An 18,594-nucleotide genomic window follows, 5' to 3' on the forward strand; every position below is an offset into this window, starting at 1 on the left:
AGTACGTTATTTTATTAACCTTATATCTGTTCTGAAAATGTCGGTCGTGTTGCGCAGGCCAGATCTGTTCAGAGCTTGACGAGCCTGCCCCCGGTCACGGTAATCCCTGCTTTTTCAAAGACATTGCGGGTGTCAAAGACCAGCGTCGCTTCGCGCGCGACCAGAGCGTAATCCGGGGCGCTGTGGTCGGTAATCACGGCCACCGCCGCATAGCGTTTCAGGGTCTCTGCCGTCAGCGGTTGAGAGGACCGGCCCGCAAGCTGGGGGAATTCGCCGCCTTCGGGCAGGCTGGGGAAATAGGGATCGTGATAGTCGACCTGGGCCCCCAGTTTCTCCAACTCGTCCAGCAGCACCAGCGCGGGGCTGCGGCGGGTGTCTTCGACATCGCGCTTATAGGCGATGCCCATCAGCAGGATACGCTGCCCGGTCAGGGGTTGTCCGGTCTCCGCCAAAGCCGAGCCGTTGCGAGCCGCCAGTTCCGCCGCTATCCGTGCGGCCAGCATCGACGGCACGGCATCGTTGCTTGACCGCGCCAGGTTGATGATCGGGGTGTCTGATCCCGCATCCGCCGCGCGCCAGGCCAGATAGGCGGGTGACACCGGTATACAGGCCCCGCCGATACCGGGGCCGGGATAGAAGGGCATGAAGCCAAAGGGCTTGGTGGCCGCGGCCTCAATCACTTCCCAGACATCCACATCCATCGCCTCAAGCGCGGTCTTCAACTCGTTGACCAGGGCGATGTTGACGGTCCTGAAACTGTTTTCGACCAGTTTCACCGCCTCGGCTGTGGCAGCCGAGCTGACCGGAACCGCACTGGTGACAATGGCGCGATAAAAGTCCTCGACCAGTTGCAGGGACAGCGAGTCGTCCGCGCCCACCACTTTCGGGATGCTATGCGTGTCGAACTTGTCATTGCCGGGGTCTTCGCGTTCCGGCGAGAAGGCCAGGAAGAAGTCACTGCCTGCCCGCAGACCGCCCGCCTCAAGGATCGGCTGAACCAGCGTTGTCGTGGCACCGGGCCAGACGCTGCTTTCCAATACCACCATCTGACCGGGGCGCAGATGCTGCGCGATGGTTTGGGCGGCAGCAGTGACAAAGCGCATGTCCGGGTCTTGTGCATCGGTCAGCGGGGTTGGCACGCAGATCAGGATGACATCGGCCCCGGCCAGCGCTGCGGCATCCTGCGTCGCACGGAACCTGCCGCTGCCCACTGCCTGCGCGATCCGGTCGGATGCCAGATACGAGATGACCTGAGCACCCTGATTGATCCGCGCCACCCGGTCGGGGTTCAGATCAACACCGGTGGTATCGAACCCCTCGTCATAGGCGGTCAACGCCAGTGGCAGGCCGACATAGCCCAGCCCGACCACAGCAACCCGCGCATCGCGCGCCGCGATAAGCTGTCTGAGGGACTGATGGTGCGAGGTTTCGTAGTTCATAATCTATCCTGATCGTACAAAGTCAGACTGAAATCAATTCGCGGTATGGCCGCCGAAATTTCCGAACGTCATCCACGGATAGGGCGGAACGGGTGCGAATCCAACATATTTGTCTGCCCGGTTCGAGACTGCAGTACCGTGTTTCCCAAAAGGGCTCAATTTTTGAGTCACGGCAGCATTGTTGAGGGGTTTCTGACAAAGCCAAACCGGGTAAATTTTTATCATTTCGGGCGCAACGCCTGCCGAAACGACGCCTCGGCCAGTTCCGCGCCCTTGTCCCAGCTAAAGCCCGTGGCCTGAGCCAGCGCCTTTTGCGACAGCTCGGTTTGCAGGCCCGGCTCGCTCAGCAGGCGGATGGCCTGATCGGCCAGAGCCTGGCTGGACAGAGGGTCGAAATACAGCCCGCCATCGCCCACCACTTCCGGCAGGCTGCCGCGATCCGAGGACAGAACCGGCGTGCCGCAGGACATCGCCTCGAGCGCGGGCAGGCCGAACCCTTCCCACAGCGAGGGGAAGACCAGTGCATCGGCAGCGTTGAGCAGGGCGGCCAGTTCCGGGTCATCGATCTCGCCAGTGAAGACGATGCTCTCAGATCGGGTCACATCAGCGGCGGCGCTGGCTTTGAGGTCTTCGATATTGTCCCAGAACCGTGCGCCAGTGGTGCGCCCAACAATGGCCAGACGCGTGTCCGGCACCTTTTTCAGGATTTCAGGCATCGCCTCGATCAGCCGCAGCACGTTCTTGTGCCGGTTGAACCCGCCCAGATAGACCAGTAGCGGCGCGTCAGGCGGGATGTCATAGGCCTGCCTAGCCTGTATTAGAGTCGAATTATCGTCAATCGGCTGGAAAATGGCCTCGGCCCCTTCGGTGATCGTGTCGATCCGGTCGCGGGAAATGCGCAGGATACGCGTCAGGTCGTTGGCCGATGCCTCCGAGATCGTCATCACCCGCGTTGCCTGCATCTTGGCCAGCCAGCATTTGGCCTGCCATAGCCGGAAATTCAGTTTTTTGGGAAAGATCAGGTCGGGAAAGCGTTCGGGGATCGTGTCGTGATAACACACCACCGTCGGGCGCCGGGCGGGCAGGGGGAAGTAGGAATAGACGGCCGGGTAAAAGAAGACATCGCAATCGATGCGCCGTGCCGCCTTGGCCATTGTCAGCAGATCGGCCCCGCCCCGGGCCTTGGCCCCGGATGAGGCTTCGGACATCGACAATTCAGACCCTGCAACGCGGATTTCGACCCCATCGGGCACCGGTCGCGTCGGCTCCTGATCGAACAGAAGCGTATAGCGAAAGCCGGTATCGCGCGCGGCCAGAGCGGCGACCAGATTGCGGGTGAACCGGCCAAAGCCGCGTTCGTTGTCCCAGGGGGTGGCGTCAATGGCGATATGGGTCAAATGTCTTTATCCCTGATAACATGTGGTAACTGATTACAAACAAACTATTTTCCGTATCTGGCGCGCAGATAGTCGCGGGTAGCGGCCAGCCCGGCCTCAAGGTCATATTCCGGGGCGTAGCCCAGTCTGGCGCGGGCATGGTCGATCTGACACTGACCGGTGGTCGAGAACAGATCGAGCATATAGCGATCCGGGTAAACCTCATCCTGCTGTGGCAGCCGTCGTTTGACCGTTTGCACCAGTGCCTCGAACCGTTCCCGGCCAACCCAGCCCCGCGCGGCGGCGCTGATCCGGGCGGCCAGCGGCGGTGTATCGGGGATCTCGCCCGGTTCCTGTTGTGGTAGCCGGGCCGCAAGATCGGCGATTGGCGCATGGCGAACTGTGCCCCGATCGATGATGCCCGCATAGCCGGTCAGCAAATCCGACCATGAAAAAGGGGTCGCGCCTGAAATGATGAACCGCTCTTGCCCCAACCCGTCCAGCACGGCGGCACGCAGCATGGCCTGAACCAGATCGTCGACGAAGACCGCATTGCACCGCCCTTCGGGGTCCGGCAACACCACGCTGCCTGCTGCCATCCAATCGGCCAGCCGGTCGGTCCACAGCATGCTGCCGGGACCATAAACCAGCGTCGGTTGCAGGATCGCGACCAGGCAATTCCCCTGTATCAGAGACTGTTCCATCGCCAATTTGGCCCGGCTATACGGCGTGCCCCCGGTCTGGGACAGCGGGCTGTCCTCGGTCAGGTTCTCCTGTGGCCAGCCGTCATAGACAACGATGGAGCTGATATGGACGATCCGCCCTACGCTTGCGGTCTCAGCTGCCTGTCTGAGCGCATCGAAGGCTTCGAGATTGTCAGCCGCAGGCGCGCGCATGTCATAGGCCAGATGAAACAGCACGTCCTGACCGCGCAGGGCGGCTTCCAACGCGCTCCTGTCGCCAAGCGAACCCGTCACCACATGCGCGCCCATCGCCTCAAGCGCCCTCGCGCCGTGGCGGCTGCGCAGCAGGGCGGTGACCTTGGCGCCAGAGTCCAATAGGGCCGGGACAAGCCGTTTGCCGATAAAGCCAGTCGCCCCGGTCACGAAGACGGGCTTGTCCTTCAGGTGTTCCGATCCGGCGACGTTCACGGTTTTAGGCCCCTCTTCGATTCCGCTGTTTTGGCAAGCGCTGTCTTTCAGAAACCTAGCGTGGAGGCAGAGCCTATGCTACTCCGCTTGCAGATGAATTGTTGTTAGAGATGCCGGGTGTAACCCAGTTGCGCACCCGTGATTGTTAAAGAGGAATTTTATGAAGATCGGTGTGATCGGGGCGGCCGGAAAGATCGGCCAGATGCGGGTTCAGAACATTCACGAGTCGCCTGACGCCGAATTGGCGGCGGCTCTGGATCTGGAATTTCACCGGGCTGTGGCCGTGGCCGACGGGGCCCCGGCCTTTACCGATCTCGACCGGTTCTTTACCACACCGATGGATGCGGTGGTGATCTCGACCCCCGCCCATGTGCGCGAACCGCTGTGCGTGCGGGCCTTCGAGGAAGGGCTGCATGTGCTGACTGAAAAGCCGCTGGCCCCGACGGTCGAAGGCGCAAGACGGATTGTCGATGCGGCGAAAAAGGCAGGTAAGGCCCTGGGGGCCGGGTTCAACATGCGCTACTACCCGTCCTTCGCGCATGTGAAAGAGGTCGCGGCATCGGGCAAGATCGGCGAGATCGACCATGTCCGCGTCTATGGCGGTCATGACGGGCTGGGCCATTTCACCCATGACTGGGAATATCAGGCTGAATTCTCAGGCGGCGGTGCCCTGTGGGATGTCGGCATTCACATGACCGACATGGCGCGTTTCATTCTGGGTGAGATCACCAGCGTTTACGGCGTGGCCACGAACAAAGTCTGGAACGTGCCGGGGTCCGAGGATAACGCGATGGCGATCTTCAAGAATCCGGACGGCATTCCGGCGATCTATCAAGCCTGCTGGAATGACTGGAAAGGCTATCAGAGCGTGATCGAGGTCTATGGCTCGCGCGGCATGGTGCGCGGGGCCTATGCGCCGATGCAGAACCTTGTCATCACCATGGACAAGCCCGGTGGTGCGCCCAAAAAGGTGCGTAAATTCTACCCGGAAATCATGGTGCGCGAGAAGCTGAAATCCTGGAAATCGACGGCGATTCAGTCCTTTGGCGAAGAGCTGGCTGATTTCATCCGGCTGACCCGGGGCGAGACAGGACTGAACTGCGCCGATGGCCATGCCGGCCTGCGCGCGGTCGAGATCGCCGCCGCTGTGCCGGAAAGCACGCGCAGCGGCCAGCCGGTTGAACTGGAAAATCTTGGGGACATGAAAATCTGATGAGCAGCGATCCGACTCTTTCCATCGTTCTGACCATCGTGCAAGGCGGTAGCTATGTGCGGGATTTTTTGGAAGCGGTGCGCAGTTTCGACGACCCGCCGCCGCTGGATGTGATCATTCCCTATGACGCCAGCGTTGCCGATGTTGCCCAATATGCCGAGGACTATCCCGAAGTGCGGTTTCTGGACCTTGGCGTGATCGAGCCGATCCGTCCGATCACGTCCGAGGCGGGCAAGCACGAACTCTATGATCGCCGCCGCTCGGCAGGTCTGGCTGCGGCCACGGGTGACATCATCGGTATTCTCGAAGACCGCGGCCTGCCGCAATCCGACTGGGCGCGCACCATCGTGCGTCTGTATGCGGAGACCGGAAAGAACGTGATCGGCGGCGCAATCGAATGCCTGGAGCCGGTCAGCCCGCTGAACTGGGCCTTTTACGTCACCGATTTTGGCCGCTACGGACGACCGTTCGACACCGGCCCCGCCGACTGGGTCTCGGATGTGAACCTGACCTACAGCCGCAAGGCGCTGGATGAAACGCAGCACCTGTGGAAGGACCGCTATCACGAGCCGATCGTACACTGGTATCTGATCGAACAGGGGGAACAGCTGTGGCTGTCGAACGAGGTGGTTGTGCATCATCACCGGCCTAAGGCAACCTTCCGCGAATTGCTGCCCGAACGGTTCGACTGGGGCCGTCTGTTCGGTGAAATCCGGGTGCGCAATCAAAGCAACGCAAAGCGGCTGATGCTGATCCTGGCCGGTCCGCTGATCCCGCCGCTGCTCTGGGTGCGTCACTATAAGCTGCAGGCCAGCAAGGGTCGGGGCCTGCGCTATCTCAAGGCATTGCCTTACGTCATGCTGCTGTCGACGGCGTGGACGCTGGGTGAGGTCTGGGGCTACATCACCAAACGCCCCTGATCTGCCGTCACTTTTGGCGACCCGCCAGATCGTAATAGGTTTTTTCGAACTGGCGGTGCACCCAATCCGGATCGAACCGGTCCTCGCGGCTGCGTTGCAGGGCGTTTTCCGCCAATGTTTGGCGGCGCCCTTCATCAGACAGGACATCCTCAACTGCCGCGCAGATCGCATCGATATCGCCGATGGACACCACCGCGCCCACGCTGTCGTCGATCAGTTCGACCACGCCGGAACAGGCGGTGGCCACGGCGGGGGTTCCGGCCTGAAACGTCTCGGCGATAGTGAAGGGCAGGGCCTCCCACCGTGAGGTCAGCAGGAATAGGTCCGCCGCCCGCAACAGCCGGATCGGCTTATCGGTGCGGCCAATGAACTGCAGATGTTCGCCAAGCCCCTTGTCCCGCGCCAGCGCGTGTAGCTGTGCCTCGTCCGGCCCGTCTCCGGCGACGACGAAGCGATAACCGGGATGCGTCTCTTTCATCCGTGCGACGCAGTCGATCAGGATGTCGATCCCCTTTTGCGGTAACAGGCGGGCCAGCGTGACAATCAGCCGGTCGCCATTCCCAAGCAGCTCGGCCCGCAATTCGGCGACGTCCTCCGCGTTGTCGTCCGGGGGCGGGGAGACGCCCAGACCGATCACCTTCAGCTTGTCGCGCGGCACATTGCCGATGGTGGCCAGATCCTCGGCGGACCGATGGCTGGGCGTGATCACCAGATCGCATTTCGCGGCAATCCGGCCAAAGGCGGCAATCCGTTCGGGTTCCGACCCGTGATAGGTGACGGCCACCGGGATTTGCCGCCCGGTGCGGGCCAGATTAGCGACCAGTGCGGGGGCGGATTCATGGCAATGGATCAGATCGGCGGGATTGTCCGCCAGCCAGCGCCGCAACCGCCAGGCGGCACTTGCCGTATGGCGCAGCCGGTTGATGATGCTGCCCCCATCGCCCGCGACATAGCGGGTGGGCAGGTCAAGGAAATCCGGCTGCTGGTCAGGCCCGCCCCAGATATCGGCGGTTCCCGCCAGCGTGATGCGGTGGTTGCGCGCCTGCAGCCAATCGCTCAGGCCCAGGATATGCCGGGTGATGCCGCCCATCCCGAACTGGGTGCCCATTTCGACAACATGAAGAGGGTCTGAGGGGGGATTGATCTGCATCGGAAGCGGGTTCGGGCCAAATTTCTGAACTATTTACCGATCATACCATGCGTGCCCTGTTTGCCCATGCCGTGATCATGGCATGTCGCAACCCGCACCTGTTTGCAGCATGTCCGCAACACCGGGTGTGAACCGGCGGCCCGCATAGCTTGTGTCTTTCGATTGTCGCGGGGATCGTGTTTCATACCGTATAGTTATTAGTAGCCCGGTACGGATCCGCATGCAGTCTTTGCGCATTTTGATGTTCACCACATTTTACCCGCCCTATTCCTTTGGTGGCGATGCCGTGGGCATTCAGCGCATGGCCCGCGCGCTGGTGGCGCGCGGCCATGACGTGACGGTGGTGCATGACGAGGACAGCTATCTGATCCTCGGCGGCAAACCCCAGCCTGAGGGTGAGCCCGACGGCGTGCGGCGGATCGGATTGCGCAGCCGCAACGGCATGATGTCGAACCTGCTGACCCAGCAGCTTGGCCGACCCGTGGTGCACGCCGCCCGCATCCGCCAGATTCTGGCTGAGCGGCAGCCGGATATCATCTGGCACAACAACACCTCGCTGATCGGCGGGCCGGGTCTGCTGGCGATGGGTGAGGGGCTGAAGGTCTATGAGGCGCATGAGCACTGGCTGGTCTGCCCCACCCATGTGCTGTGGCGGCATGGGCGCGAGCTGTGCGATGGCCGTCAATGCCTGCGCTGTGCGCTGAACTACAAACGCCCGCCGCAGCTGTGGCGCTATACCGGGGCGCTGGACCGGGCGCTGGATCATATGGACCTGATCATCGCCAAAAGCGAATTCAGCCGCGCCAAGCACCGCGAATTCGGCCTGCGCCAGGACATGCAGGTGCTGCCCTATTTTCTGCCCGATCTGGATCAGAGTGCCCTGCCGGAACCGGCAGCGCATGAGCGCCCCTATTTCCTGTTTGTCGGGCGGCTGGAAAAGATCAAAGGGTTGCAAGACGTGTTCCCGGCCTTTGACCGCTATCCCGATGCCGATCTGTTGATCCTTGGAGACGGGGATTATGCGGATGAGTTGAAAAAACAGGCCGCAGGCAATGACCGGATCAAGTTTCTGGGCCGCAAGACGCTGGAAGAGCTCAACGCCTATTACCGCGGGGCCATCGGTCTGATCGTACCGTCCGTGTGTTATGAAACCTTCGGCATCATCCTGATCGAAAGCTTCCGGCTGGGCACGCCGGTGATCGCCCGGCGGCTGGGCCCGTTCCCTGAGATTGTCGAACGCGCAGGCGGCGGGTCGCTGTTTGAAACCGAGGACGACCTGATCACCGCAATGCGCGACCTGCAACATCAACCCGACCGGCGCGAAGGGCAGGGGACTGCCGCGCGTAAGGCGTTTCTGGATATCTGGCACGAGACCTCGGTGCTTGAAGCCTATGGCGCAGCACTGGCATGTGCGGCGCATACGAAGGGTAACCACGCGCTGGCTCAGGCATTAGAGGTTGGTGCTTTCGAGGTTGGAGCCACACATCAAGCCTCCGCCAGAATCCAAGGTGCTCAGGGAGGAATCTTCAATGAAATCTGAGAGAACGCCTTCCAAGTTATCGAGGGGCTCGTTTCTCGGGCGAGTTGCCCGATGGATGCTGCGGCTGTTTTGGATCATGTTGTCCGGGGTGTTGGTAGTCTTCGTGATATTGATCGTGTGCTTTTTACTGTTCGTGAAAGCGAACACGGCACTGCGTGATCTTGAGTTCACCATGCGGGTGACCGACGCGCAGGAACAATTGCCTGAACCCGATCTGTCACGTCTGCAACATGGTGCGCTTTTTGTAACGGCTCAATTCCTTCCATTGCATCAACCCGGATACCATCTGGTTAAACCCGGTCATATCTTTCGGGATTGCGCGGAATGTCCGGAGCTGGTCGAGGTTCCTGCAGGCTACTTTCTGCTTGGTTCTCCAATCTTTGAAAGGGGGCGTTATGCGCATTTGTTTATTTATAAGCCCTTCAGAAAACAGCTAAAACACGCCAACCGGGAAGGCCCAAGGCATCTGGTGCGCATCCCGCGCCCGTTGGCCTTTTCCCGCTATGAGATCACGTATGGGCAATGGAAAAAGGCACAGGAAGATCCGGACTGGTTCGCGATCACCGGGCGCGAGCCGTATTTTCCTGAAGTGGAGCCTGGCTATCGCGACGACCAGCCCATGACGCCGACCGAATGGAGCGATGCAAAAGCCTATGCCGCTTATCTGAGCGCCAAGACAGGGCACACCTACCGTTTGCCAACGGACGCAGAATGGGAATACGCCGCCCGGGCCGGATCCGTGACGCGGTTTCCATGGGGTAATGAGGTGGGGAAGAACAATGCGGTCTGCATCAATTGCTCTTCCATATGGCCCGAGCGCACGATGGCACCGGTGGGCCTGCATCCGCCCAATGATTTCGGGCTTTACGACATGCATGGCAACGGTTTTGAGTGGGTCGAGGATTGTTATGAATCCTATCATGATCCCGTGAAGATCGACGGCTCTGCCTATGTGCTGGACGAATGTGAATTCCGGGCCATGCGGGGTGGAGGATCGTATTCACAGGACTGGCAGAGTCGATCCGGGTTTCGGGTCGGACCGCATCACTACAATCGTGGCTATGGCCATGCCTTTCGTCTTGTCCGCGAGATGAACTAAGGCGTTTTGCGTTTTATCTGAGGCAGTTCTATCGAAATGCGCGTTCGACCGAAGGGAGAGGCAGCGTATTTCGATTCAAATCAAACGCAAAGCGCTTTAAGGGGTCAGCGATCCAATCCGATGGGCATTGGCCATGACCGAAAAGGTGATGGTTGTGGCCGGAATGCTGGGCAGGCTCGAGGCATCGACAAGATGCACCCGCGACAGACCATGCGGTCGCCCAAGGATGTCGGATTGCCCCGCACCGGGCGCTTTGGCCATGGGGACCGAGCCGCCCACGTGAAAGCTGGACCCTACATCGCCCGGACGGCGGGCGAAGCTTAGCGGTGTAAGCCCCGCCAGTTTCAGGACCTGTGCCATGCGTGTCGTGGCGCGCGCCATGACCTTTTCAGTTTCGTCATTACTCTGCACGGTCGGGACAAGCCGCCCATCCGCGGCCAGCTTCAGACCGATCCGGGCGGAATGGGCCGAATGCAGAAACGTCTGCGCCACGATCAGCCGCCGCGCCATCAACCTCCATAAAGGGGCCGATCCCGGCAGTTTCGCGCCGTAACTGCTGATCAGGTCATGGGCGTAGAATTCGTTCCAGGTATAGACCTGCGCGTGCACCAGATGGGGTGAAACCTTGGGGTCGTCCAGTTCGATGAAAATCTGCGGCAGGGTGTGATAGGGCCTGCGATCCGGGCGGCGCGGCGTGCGCCAGCGGTGCAGGCTGGGCAGAAAGAAATGCTGGCTGTCCTGCAATTGCAGACCGGCGGTCGGGTCAGGTGACGACGTGAGCATCAGACGCGCCGTTTCCAGAACGCCTGCGGCCACAAAGATGCGTGTCGCTTGCAGGGTCTCGCCATCCTCCAGCGTTACCGTGACGTGGCCCGACTGTTCCTCGAACCGGCGGGCAAGGCCGGTGCGGTATTGAAAACCCGCGTGGTGACGCAATGCGTCCAGCGTTTTTCCGGCGGAGTAGATGTATCCCCACGGGCATCCATGCAGGCACTGACCGCAATACTGGCAGTCGGGCTCAACAGCCAGACGAGCCTGCCCGACATGGGCGCTCAGGTCTGACAGACCGGTTTTTTGATGCTCCAGTCGCTGCAACATTTGCTGCGCCTGCGCCGACGGGTTCAGCGGCACCCGGTCCTGCATCGACAGGGCGGGGAACAGGTCCTGCAAGGCGTCCTGCCGCCCGCTGATCGGAAGAAACTGCGCGACGGCGCGGTAATGCGGGGCCAGATCCCCGGTCGTCAGGGGCCAGTCAGTAATGTCTGCAGCGCGGTTGGGCAGAACAGCCGAGCCCCAGAGGTTGGACAACCCGCCAGCCGCGTGCGAGGCGCGCAATCCGATCCGATCCGGTGACGTTAGTGTTTCATCTCCCGGCACCATGGCGAAATCCGAACCGAACCGGCGCACCTGACCGGGCGGCGTTTCGAATTGCGGGGCCTGCCAGCCCTGCACATCACCAGCGGTCCAGGTATCGGGGTCTGAGGCGGCCAGACGGTCGCGCCGTTCCTGCGCCGGGGCCTCGAGCCTGCGGCCCCCGTCCAGCATCGTAACCTGACGGCCCCGATTCAGAAGCGCCGTGGCTACGGATACGCCCGACGGCCCCGATCCGATGACCAGATCAGTCACGAGGCAGGACCCGACCGGTCACGCGGAAACCGGCCGTTTCATTTCGGCGACAATGTCGTCGATGATCTGCTGCAGCGACCGCATCGGGCGGAACCCGGTGACGCGTTCCAGTTTCGAGACATCGGGCAAGCGGCGCTGCATATCCTCGAACCCTTCGGGGTAAACCGTGTCGTAGGGCACGCATTGGATTTCAGAACTGGACCCGGTTGTGCGGATCACCTGCTCGGCCAGTTGCCGGATCGTGACCTCCTGATCGGTGCCGACATTGAACACGTCACTGCGTGCTTCCTGCAGGGTCATCAGGCGGCACATGGCTTCGACCACATCGGCCACATGGCCGAAGCAGCGCGATTGCTCACCGGTGCCGTGGACCACCAGCGGCGCGCCCTCCAGCGCGGATTTCACGAAATTCGGCAGCACCATGCCGTAACGCCCGGTCTGGCGCGGGCCGGTGGTGTTGAAGAACCGCAGCACTGTGACCGGCAGGTTGGATTCGCGCGCATGGGCCAACGCCAGAAACTCGTCCAGCGTCTTGGCGCAGGCATAGGACCAGCGCAGGTTGCGGGTGGCGCCGATGGTCAGATCGCCCTCTTCCTGAAACGGGAAATTGGTGCTTTTGCCATAGACCTCGGAACTTGAGGCGATGAAGGTATGCGTTTTGTTGACCAGCGCCGCGTCCAGCACATTCTCGGTGCCTGCCACATTGGTCAGGATCGAGCGGCTGGGTTCATCCATGATCAGCTTGACGCCCACGGCGGCGGCCAGATGAAACACCACATCCGCCGGGGCGACCAGATCGGCGGCCAACTGGCGGTCCAGAATACTGCCTTTGACAAAGGTGAAGTTCGGGTGGTCCGCGACAGAGGCCAGATTGGACATCAGCCCGGTCGACAGATCATCGAGGATCGTGACCCGATGCCCCTCGGCGATCAGCCGTTCGGTCAGATGGGACCCTATGAACCCGGCCCCGCCGGTAATCAGAATATGCATGTGTTTGTACCAGTCACTTTCTAAGAACCAATTTCACAGACGCCCCGGCCACAGCCAAGGGCAGAGTCCGATGTGCCTACCATGATTTCCCCCGGACCATCGCGCGCACCCCGCGCAGCATTTTGCGCGCTGTAAGGTAAGGCCCGCCGCGCCCGGCCAGATGTGCCTGCCATCGGGCGAGGTCGTTGAAATAGAACATCTCGAGCCGGGGCAGATCGTAGATGTCATCCTGCGGACCGGCCACGCCCAGACGGGTGCCGACCGAGGTGTCGTAATGCTGTGCAATCTGTGCGCGTACATTCGGGTTCGACGCGCCATAGGGCGGGGCGAAATGCCGGACGGGTTGACCAAGCCGGGCGGCAATATCCTGACCGGATCCGCTGACTTCCTCTTCCAGCATGAGCGCATCCAGCGTCGACAGATCGGGGTGGCTGACACTATGTGCGCCAAAGCTGACCCCTTCTGCTGCCAGCGTCTCGACCCTGTCCCAGCCCATCAGCGGGCGGGCAGGGATATTGCCCCCGGCCCAGCTGTCGCTGCCGCCCATCAGGCCCGAGGGCAAATAGACGATCGGGCAGAAGCCGTAATCGCGCAGGATCGGCCAGGCGGTGTCGTCGAAATCTTCAAACCCGTCATCGAAACTGATGATGACCACGCGGGGGGCAGGCGGGTTGGTCAGCGCATCCGGTGTCACCACTGGCAGACCTGAGTCCGCCAGCGCCTGCATCTGCGCCTTGAACACCTCGGGTGCAATCGAGGTCGGCCCCGGCGCATCCGAGATCGAATGATACATCAGGATATCGGCCTGCCAGGCGGGCATGGGTCAGTCTTCCACCACATGGGTGGCAAAGACCTCGCGATAGCTGTTCCATTTCGCGCGGTCGACATTGCCCTTGTCGTCGATGCAATCCGCCGCGCCATAGGCCATGGCAAAGGCGTGGTGCGTATTGTCGTGGGCGAACAGGCCCTGTCGTCCAAATACGAGCAACCCGTCCAGATCCGAAAGCCACTGATCGACCGTATCGAACCGTGCCTCATAGCCCATGTCGTAAACCGGATAGGCGTGGCTCAGCCGCCGGGTTTCGCAGCGACGCACCGGCACGGTGACGGGCAGGCCCAGCTGGCCCAGCCATTTGGTGAATTCCTGCCCCAGTTCCTCATCGGACATGGACCACCATTTTTCATCCGGGTCGCAGGGCAGTTCGGCGCACAGAACGGTGACGCCCTTTGGCTCGCCGCTGGCGTTGTAGTTCTTGGGTTCCGACATGCGGCTGATCGGGATCGAGAGCTCGGGGAAGTAATGAGCGTCGAACTCGGTGAACTGGTCGGTCTCCAACACCAGATAGAGCAGGATCATGCCCCGGAACCGGATCGCGCGGGCAGCCTCGACCACTTCCGCCGGAGGGGCGTCGATCAGGCGTGTCAGCGCGGTCAGCGGAACGGTCGACAGGATCAGATCGCCGGTCAGGTGGCGTTCGCTATCGCCCTCGCGGATCGTCAGGCCGGTGATGCGATTGCCGTCCCGGTCGATCCCGGTGATTTCGGTGTTGAACAGAAAGGTGGCCCCGTTGCTTTCCGCGCTATCCCGCATCGCGTCGGAAATCTGCCCGAACCCTTTGCGCGGATAAAAGAACCGCCCCGCCGTCTCGCTACGCAGCCCCGGCAACAGGCGCAGCATCTTCATCAGGATCTTGCCGACCGAGCCGCTGCCGACCCGGCGCTCGGCCAGTTTCACTGCCAGCTTGTCCGGATCCAGCCCCCACAGTTTGCGCACGTAAGGGAAATAGAAATTGTTCGAAATCGTCGGGCCCAACCCGTCATAGAGCACGGTCGAGAATGTCTCGGGTCCGGTGTTTTTCTTGCGGAAGGGTTTCAGCACCATGTCGCCGATCAGTGACGCGGCAAAGGGTTTAGGCAGGCGCATCAGCGCATCGGCCAGTTTCAGCGGGAAGTGAATCCATTTGCCGCCCAGCCGGATGCGCCCGTGGCGCGGGCGCAGCAGCAGATCGTCACCCAGAAGGTTTTTCACATCGGCCAGAACCTCGGGCTCTGCCGCCGGGTGAAACCGGTGCGAGCCATAGTCGCAGATCACCCCTTCGACCGGGAATGAGGCCGAATTGCCACCCGCAATGGGCGCGCGTTCGATCACGGTCACTTTGGCCTGCCCGGTCAGGGCATGGGCCGCGGCCAGACCGGCTGGCCCGGCGCCCAGTATGATAATCTCGGGCTTGTCGTCGCCGTTGGGTCGGGAAACATCCGTCACTTGCACTCTTCCTTTTGGGAATTTGCCGGGGCGCTGAACCGCATCCCGGACATGGTCAGAACCAGCGCGCCAAACCCGCCCGCTGTAAACAATACAACCTGCCAGACCAGCCCGGCAGCCACGACTGCGGGCGCGCTGGCGCCGAAGGGGGCCAGGAAACCGGCCAATGTGGCCTCGCGCAGGCCCAGCCCGTTCAGGGATACCGGCAGCACGGCGATGATCTTGGCCAGCGGCCAGGCGAAGATCCATGGCCCGGCGGCCACATCGACACCGGCCGCCAGGGCCAGCCACCAGGCCAGCAGCACCAGCACCAGCTGGATCAGGACCGAGGCGATAAAAGCCACCGCCAGCGTGCCGGGTTTGCGGCCCATCCCGGCCAGTGCATCGGCCAGACGATGGGCAAAACCTTTGCCGGGCAGGGACGGGATATAGCGCCAGGGCAGGGGCAGCAGGCGCGGCAAAGCCACCATCCCCGCCAGTGCCGCCAGCAGGATCAGCGCCACCGGCCAGATCATATGCCCGCCCGCCGCGCTTTCCCATGTAAGGACCAGCCCCAGACAGGACAGGGTCAGCAGCGCCACCATGTCGATCAGCCGATCCACGGTTGCGCCCGCAACAACCTGCGCGCCGTCTTTCATCGCCGCCTGCGCCAGACCGGCGCGCACCGTGTCACCTCCGATTGCCCCCGGCAGGCACAGGTTGGCGGCCAGCCCGGCAAAATGCGCCCGGATGGCAAGAAGGGCTGGAAACCCTCGGTTCAGCAGCAGCCACCATTTAAGGGCCGCACCCACATGGGCCAGCAGGAACAGAACCAGTACGCAGAGAAACACCCAGATCGGGATCGCCTTCAGCGCCGCCACGATGGCCTTAGCGGGCAGAATCCAGAACAGGATCGCCAACACCAGAACCGACCCGGCCAACCGGATCAGCCAGCGCCGTTGATTTGGATCGGAAAGCATACCGCTCACCTCACGGTCTGAGATGCAGCCGCGAGATCATGTCGGCGATCAGCCCCAGCGACCAGATCATGATCGCGGCCAGAAACGAGAACACCGCCGTTTCGCTGAGGTTCCAGTAGAACATGTCGATAATGAACTTCACCGTGCCCAAAGTGAAAAACGCCAGACCCAGCGGAATGAACACCCGCAGCGGGTTGAACAGCGTGCTGATACGCAGGATCAGGATGATGAAGTTCAGGAAATCAATCGGCCGGATTTTCGATTTGCCCACCCGCTTGCCGTATTCGATCGGCGTATAGATCATCCGCTTGCCGTTCGAGGTCATGCACAGCGTGATCGTGGTGGTGAACGAGAAATTCTGTGGCAGCAGCGGCAGGAACGGGATCAGCTCGGATTTGCGGAATACTCGCAGACCCGAGTTCAGATCGTTGATCTTGCGCTCGGCCAGGAACGACGCAAAAGCGAAGAGGAATTTCTTGGCCGGCCTGCGCAGCAGCGGCACATTCTTCATCGCCGCGCCCCGGTCGCCCACCACCATGTCCTGATCGCGGCACATGGCCAGCATCCCCGGCAGATAGCGCGCAGGGTATGTGCTGTCGGCATCCAGAATGGCCACATATTCATGCTGCGCCATCCGAACGCCGCGTTTGAGGCTGGCGCCATAGCCGGAATTGACGTCGTTGAAAGTGACGGTGGCACCGCTGGCCTCGGCCTCGGCGCGGGTGTTGTCCTGGCTGGCATCGTCCACCACGATGATCTCGTAGGGGATGTTCAGCGGTTCGAGATGGTTGCGCACGTCCTCGACGGTGTGACGAACGGCGTTCTCCTCGTTATAGGCGGGGATGACCACGCTCAGGCTCATGCCTGATGTGTCCGGCGCACCGGTCGTGGAGTTGTCCGGGGTAATCTGCTCGGCAACCTTGTTCATGAAAATGGAAACCCTTTACGTATTTAATATATATTCTGCCCGGCCTCACCCGTATGGCATGTGTGATCGTTCCGGGCGCGACGGGCTTAATTCCCTCTGCCGCCCATAGTATTCAAACACAGACAGGCTGAATATAGACAATAATTTTGACCAAATTCGATCTTTCCGGCGTTATGTTGTACACGTCGCCCACAAACTGTCATCCTGCCTTGTATTTCAATGCTTTCAACCGTCTCTGCGCCAGTGCGGCGGCATAGCAACAGGTTTTTCAGGATGTTCGGGTGTCCAGGGCTTTGTACGCTGCAGATCAAATGTTTCCAAATCGGCGCTTATCAGGGCTTAAGTGCCGGTTTGATCCCGAATTCACTGGACTCTTCTGATCTACGGCGCAGGCACGCGACCGGGACATTGGCAGGCGTCTCGACAGCGTTGTCTCTAAACCGATACGCTGCATTTCAGAATGCCGGCGGTTTCGCGTGGCAATAGGGCAGTGGGAAGGGTTTTGATGTCACGGGGGCGGCGTTTCACCAGCGGCGTTGCATGGATGTCTGTTGGCGTCTGGGTCGAGCAGGCATTCAATTTCATAATCATTGCCATTCTTGCGCGTTTGCTTGGGGCCGAAGCTTTTGGCCTGGTGGCAATGGCCGCCGCCTTTGTCCTGTTTTCCGAATTTCTGGTGCGCGAAACCATATCCGAGATTTTGCTGACCCATGACACGCTGACGCCTGAACGACTGAACTCGGTCTTTTGGCTGCTGGCGCTTCTGGGGGCTGGCCTGACCGTGCTGATTATTCTGGGTTCGGGGCCGGTCTCGGGGTTTTATAACGAAGCGGTTGCCGGGCAATTGCTGATCGGGCTGTCGCCAACGGTGCTGATGATCTCGCTCACGGCGGTGCCGGTGGCGCTGTTGCGGCGCGAGATGCGATTTCGCGTTCTCGCCCTGCGCGCGGTGCTTGGGGCCATCGTTGGCGGGGTGGTCGGGATCGGAATGGCCCTTGCGGGCTACGGGGTCTGGAGCCTGGTTGGTCAGCGGGTGGCGATGACCGCCACCAATATCGTGATGGCCTGGGGGGCCGTATCGTGGCGGCCCAGTTTCCACGTCTCGGGGCATCAGATCCGGCAGGTTCTGCATTTCAGCCACCGGATCATCGGGCTGCGCGCTGCTGAGCTGGTGGCGGTGCAATCGCCTGCGGTTCTGATCGGCGCGATGCTGGGCCCGGTTGCAGCCGGGTATTATGCGATTGCCTGGCGGGTTGTGGAAACAGCCTCGTTCCTGACCATCACGCCCTTGCGCATGGTCTCGCAGCCCGCTTTTGCGGCGGTCACGCGTGGGGGCGGCCGCGCGTCCGAGATGCTTTTGGATGTCATGCGTCTGACCGGGTTCGTGACCTTTCCGGCCTTTGCCGGATTGGCGGTTCTGTCGGAACCGGTGCTGGTCCTGCTGTTTGGTCAGAAGTGGATTCCGGCCGCGCCGGTTCTGAGCCTGATGTCCGTTTTCGGAATGTATCTCTGCACCGAGAGGGTGCAGCAGACATTCTGCCTTGCGTCAGGTCAGCCCGGCAGGCTGGCGATGCTGTCGTGGATCGAGGTGGTGCTGGCTGCCATTGCAATCACGGTTGCCGCCCCCTACGGGGTACCGGTTGTGACGGCGGCCTTTATCGCGGTGTTTCTGATCATGTGGCCGTTCAAATTCGCCAATCTGGCGGCGATCTCGGGGCAACCCGCGCTCAGGCTGGCATCATTGCATGTCCTGCCCCTGATCTCGGCGGGGATTATGGCGGCGGGTGTTGCGGGATGTCTGGCGCTTTTGGGCGATCAGGCAAACATTGTGCGTCTGGCCGTGGGCATCGCGACAGGCGTGGTGATTTACACCTGCCTCGCCTTTGTGACGATGCGGGACAGGTTCGCTGTGCTTAAGGCTCTGGCCGCGCGGGTGTGAT

The 18,594-nt window shown here is 61.4% G+C and carries 15 protein-coding genes; 5 read left to right on the forward strand and 10 right to left on the reverse strand.

Annotated features, from left to right (window positions below; genetic code table 11):
- Positions 1-68: 68 nt before the first annotated feature.
- The 3 genes from ACR0K5_RS20575 to ACR0K5_RS20585 form a co-directional block, all read right to left on the reverse strand.
- Positions 69-1,439 (reverse strand): nucleotide sugar dehydrogenase, encoded by a 1,371-nt coding sequence (locus ACR0K5_RS20575; RefSeq protein WP_480631411.1) that lies wholly within the window; start codon positions 1,437-1,439, stop codon positions 69-71.
- Positions 1,440-1,660: 221 nt separating this feature from the next.
- On the reverse strand, positions 1,661-2,836 hold the full coding sequence (locus ACR0K5_RS20580; RefSeq protein WP_480631412.1) for a glycosyltransferase family 4 protein: 1,176 nt from the start codon (positions 2,834-2,836) through the stop codon (positions 1,661-1,663).
- Positions 2,837-2,880: 44 nt separating this feature from the next.
- Positions 2,881-3,966 carry an NAD-dependent epimerase/dehydratase family protein gene (locus ACR0K5_RS20585; protein WP_480631413.1) on the reverse strand — a complete coding sequence of 362 codons (1,086 nt, stop codon included), beginning with the start codon at positions 3,964-3,966 and terminating at the stop codon, positions 2,881-2,883.
- A gap of 160 nt (positions 3,967-4,126) precedes the next feature.
- Between ACR0K5_RS20585 and ACR0K5_RS20590 the strand changes: the two genes are divergently transcribed.
- Together ACR0K5_RS20590 and ACR0K5_RS20595 are read left to right on the forward strand one after the other, a co-directional pair.
- Entirely contained in the window at positions 4,127-5,179 is a 1,053-nt protein-coding gene (locus ACR0K5_RS20590) for a Gfo/Idh/MocA family protein (protein ID WP_480631414.1), read from the forward strand.
- Positions 5,179-6,099 (forward strand): glycosyltransferase family 2 protein, encoded by a 921-nt coding sequence (locus tag ACR0K5_RS20595; RefSeq protein ID WP_480631415.1) that lies wholly within the window; start codon positions 5,179-5,181, stop codon positions 6,097-6,099. The genes ACR0K5_RS20590 and ACR0K5_RS20595 overlap by 1 nt, the downstream gene beginning before the upstream one ends.
- Positions 6,100-6,106: 7 nt before the next feature.
- On the opposite strand, the gene ACR0K5_RS20600 is transcribed toward ACR0K5_RS20595, so the two are convergent.
- Complete coding sequence (locus ACR0K5_RS20600) at positions 6,107-7,249, reverse strand: glycosyltransferase family 4 protein (RefSeq protein ID WP_480631416.1); 1,143 nt, start codon at positions 7,247-7,249, stop codon at positions 6,107-6,109.
- 220 nt (positions 7,250-7,469) lie between these two features.
- Between ACR0K5_RS20600 and ACR0K5_RS20605 the strand changes: the two genes are divergently transcribed.
- Both ACR0K5_RS20605 and ACR0K5_RS20610 read left to right on the forward strand, forming a co-directional pair.
- Positions 7,470-8,789, forward strand: coding sequence for a glycosyltransferase family 4 protein (locus ACR0K5_RS20605; protein WP_480631417.1), 1,320 nt, complete (start codon positions 7,470-7,472; stop codon positions 8,787-8,789).
- 55 nt (positions 8,790-8,844) lie between these two features.
- Positions 8,845-9,888 carry a formylglycine-generating enzyme family protein gene (locus ACR0K5_RS20610; RefSeq protein ID WP_480631418.1) on the forward strand — a complete coding sequence of 348 codons (1,044 nt, stop codon included), beginning with the start codon at positions 8,845-8,847 and terminating at the stop codon, positions 9,886-9,888.
- 96 nt (positions 9,889-9,984) lie between these two features.
- On the opposite strand, the gene ACR0K5_RS20615 is transcribed toward ACR0K5_RS20610, so the two are convergent.
- The 6 genes from ACR0K5_RS20615 to ACR0K5_RS20640 form a co-directional block, all read right to left on the reverse strand.
- Entirely contained in the window at positions 9,985-11,514 is a 1,530-nt protein-coding gene (locus tag ACR0K5_RS20615; RefSeq protein ID WP_480631419.1) for a GMC oxidoreductase, read from the reverse strand.
- Between the two features lie 18 nt (positions 11,515-11,532).
- On the reverse strand, positions 11,533-12,504 hold the full coding sequence (locus ACR0K5_RS20620) for an NAD-dependent epimerase/dehydratase family protein (protein WP_480631420.1): 972 nt from the start codon (positions 12,502-12,504) through the stop codon (positions 11,533-11,535).
- A gap of 76 nt (positions 12,505-12,580) precedes the next feature.
- On the reverse strand, positions 12,581-13,324 hold the full coding sequence (locus ACR0K5_RS20625) for a polysaccharide deacetylase family protein (protein WP_480631421.1): 744 nt from the start codon (positions 13,322-13,324) through the stop codon (positions 12,581-12,583).
- 3 nt (positions 13,325-13,327) lie between these two features.
- Positions 13,328-14,767: a protoporphyrinogen/coproporphyrinogen oxidase gene (locus ACR0K5_RS20630; RefSeq protein WP_480631422.1), complete on the reverse strand. Its 1,440-nt coding sequence runs from the start codon at positions 14,765-14,767 to the stop codon at positions 13,328-13,330.
- Positions 14,764-15,726: a lysylphosphatidylglycerol synthase transmembrane domain-containing protein gene (locus tag ACR0K5_RS20635; protein ID WP_480631423.1), complete on the reverse strand. Its 963-nt coding sequence runs from the start codon at positions 15,724-15,726 to the stop codon at positions 14,764-14,766. Before ACR0K5_RS20635 ends, ACR0K5_RS20630 begins: the two co-directional genes overlap by 4 nt.
- A gap of 10 nt (positions 15,727-15,736) precedes the next feature.
- Positions 15,737-16,654 (reverse strand): glycosyltransferase family 2 protein, encoded by a 918-nt coding sequence (locus tag ACR0K5_RS20640; RefSeq protein ID WP_480631424.1) that lies wholly within the window; start codon positions 16,652-16,654, stop codon positions 15,737-15,739.
- 505 nt (positions 16,655-17,159) lie between these two features.
- Here ACR0K5_RS20640 and ACR0K5_RS20645 point away from each other — a divergent pair.
- The gene (locus tag ACR0K5_RS20645; protein ID WP_480631425.1) at positions 17,160-18,593 is read left to right on the forward strand and encodes a lipopolysaccharide biosynthesis protein; all 1,434 of its coding nucleotides are present in this window, start codon (positions 17,160-17,162) and stop codon (positions 18,591-18,593) included.
- Position 18,594 lies beyond the last annotated feature (1 nt).

The sequence above is a fragment of the Ruegeria sp. AB9 genome (assembly GCF_056542585.1).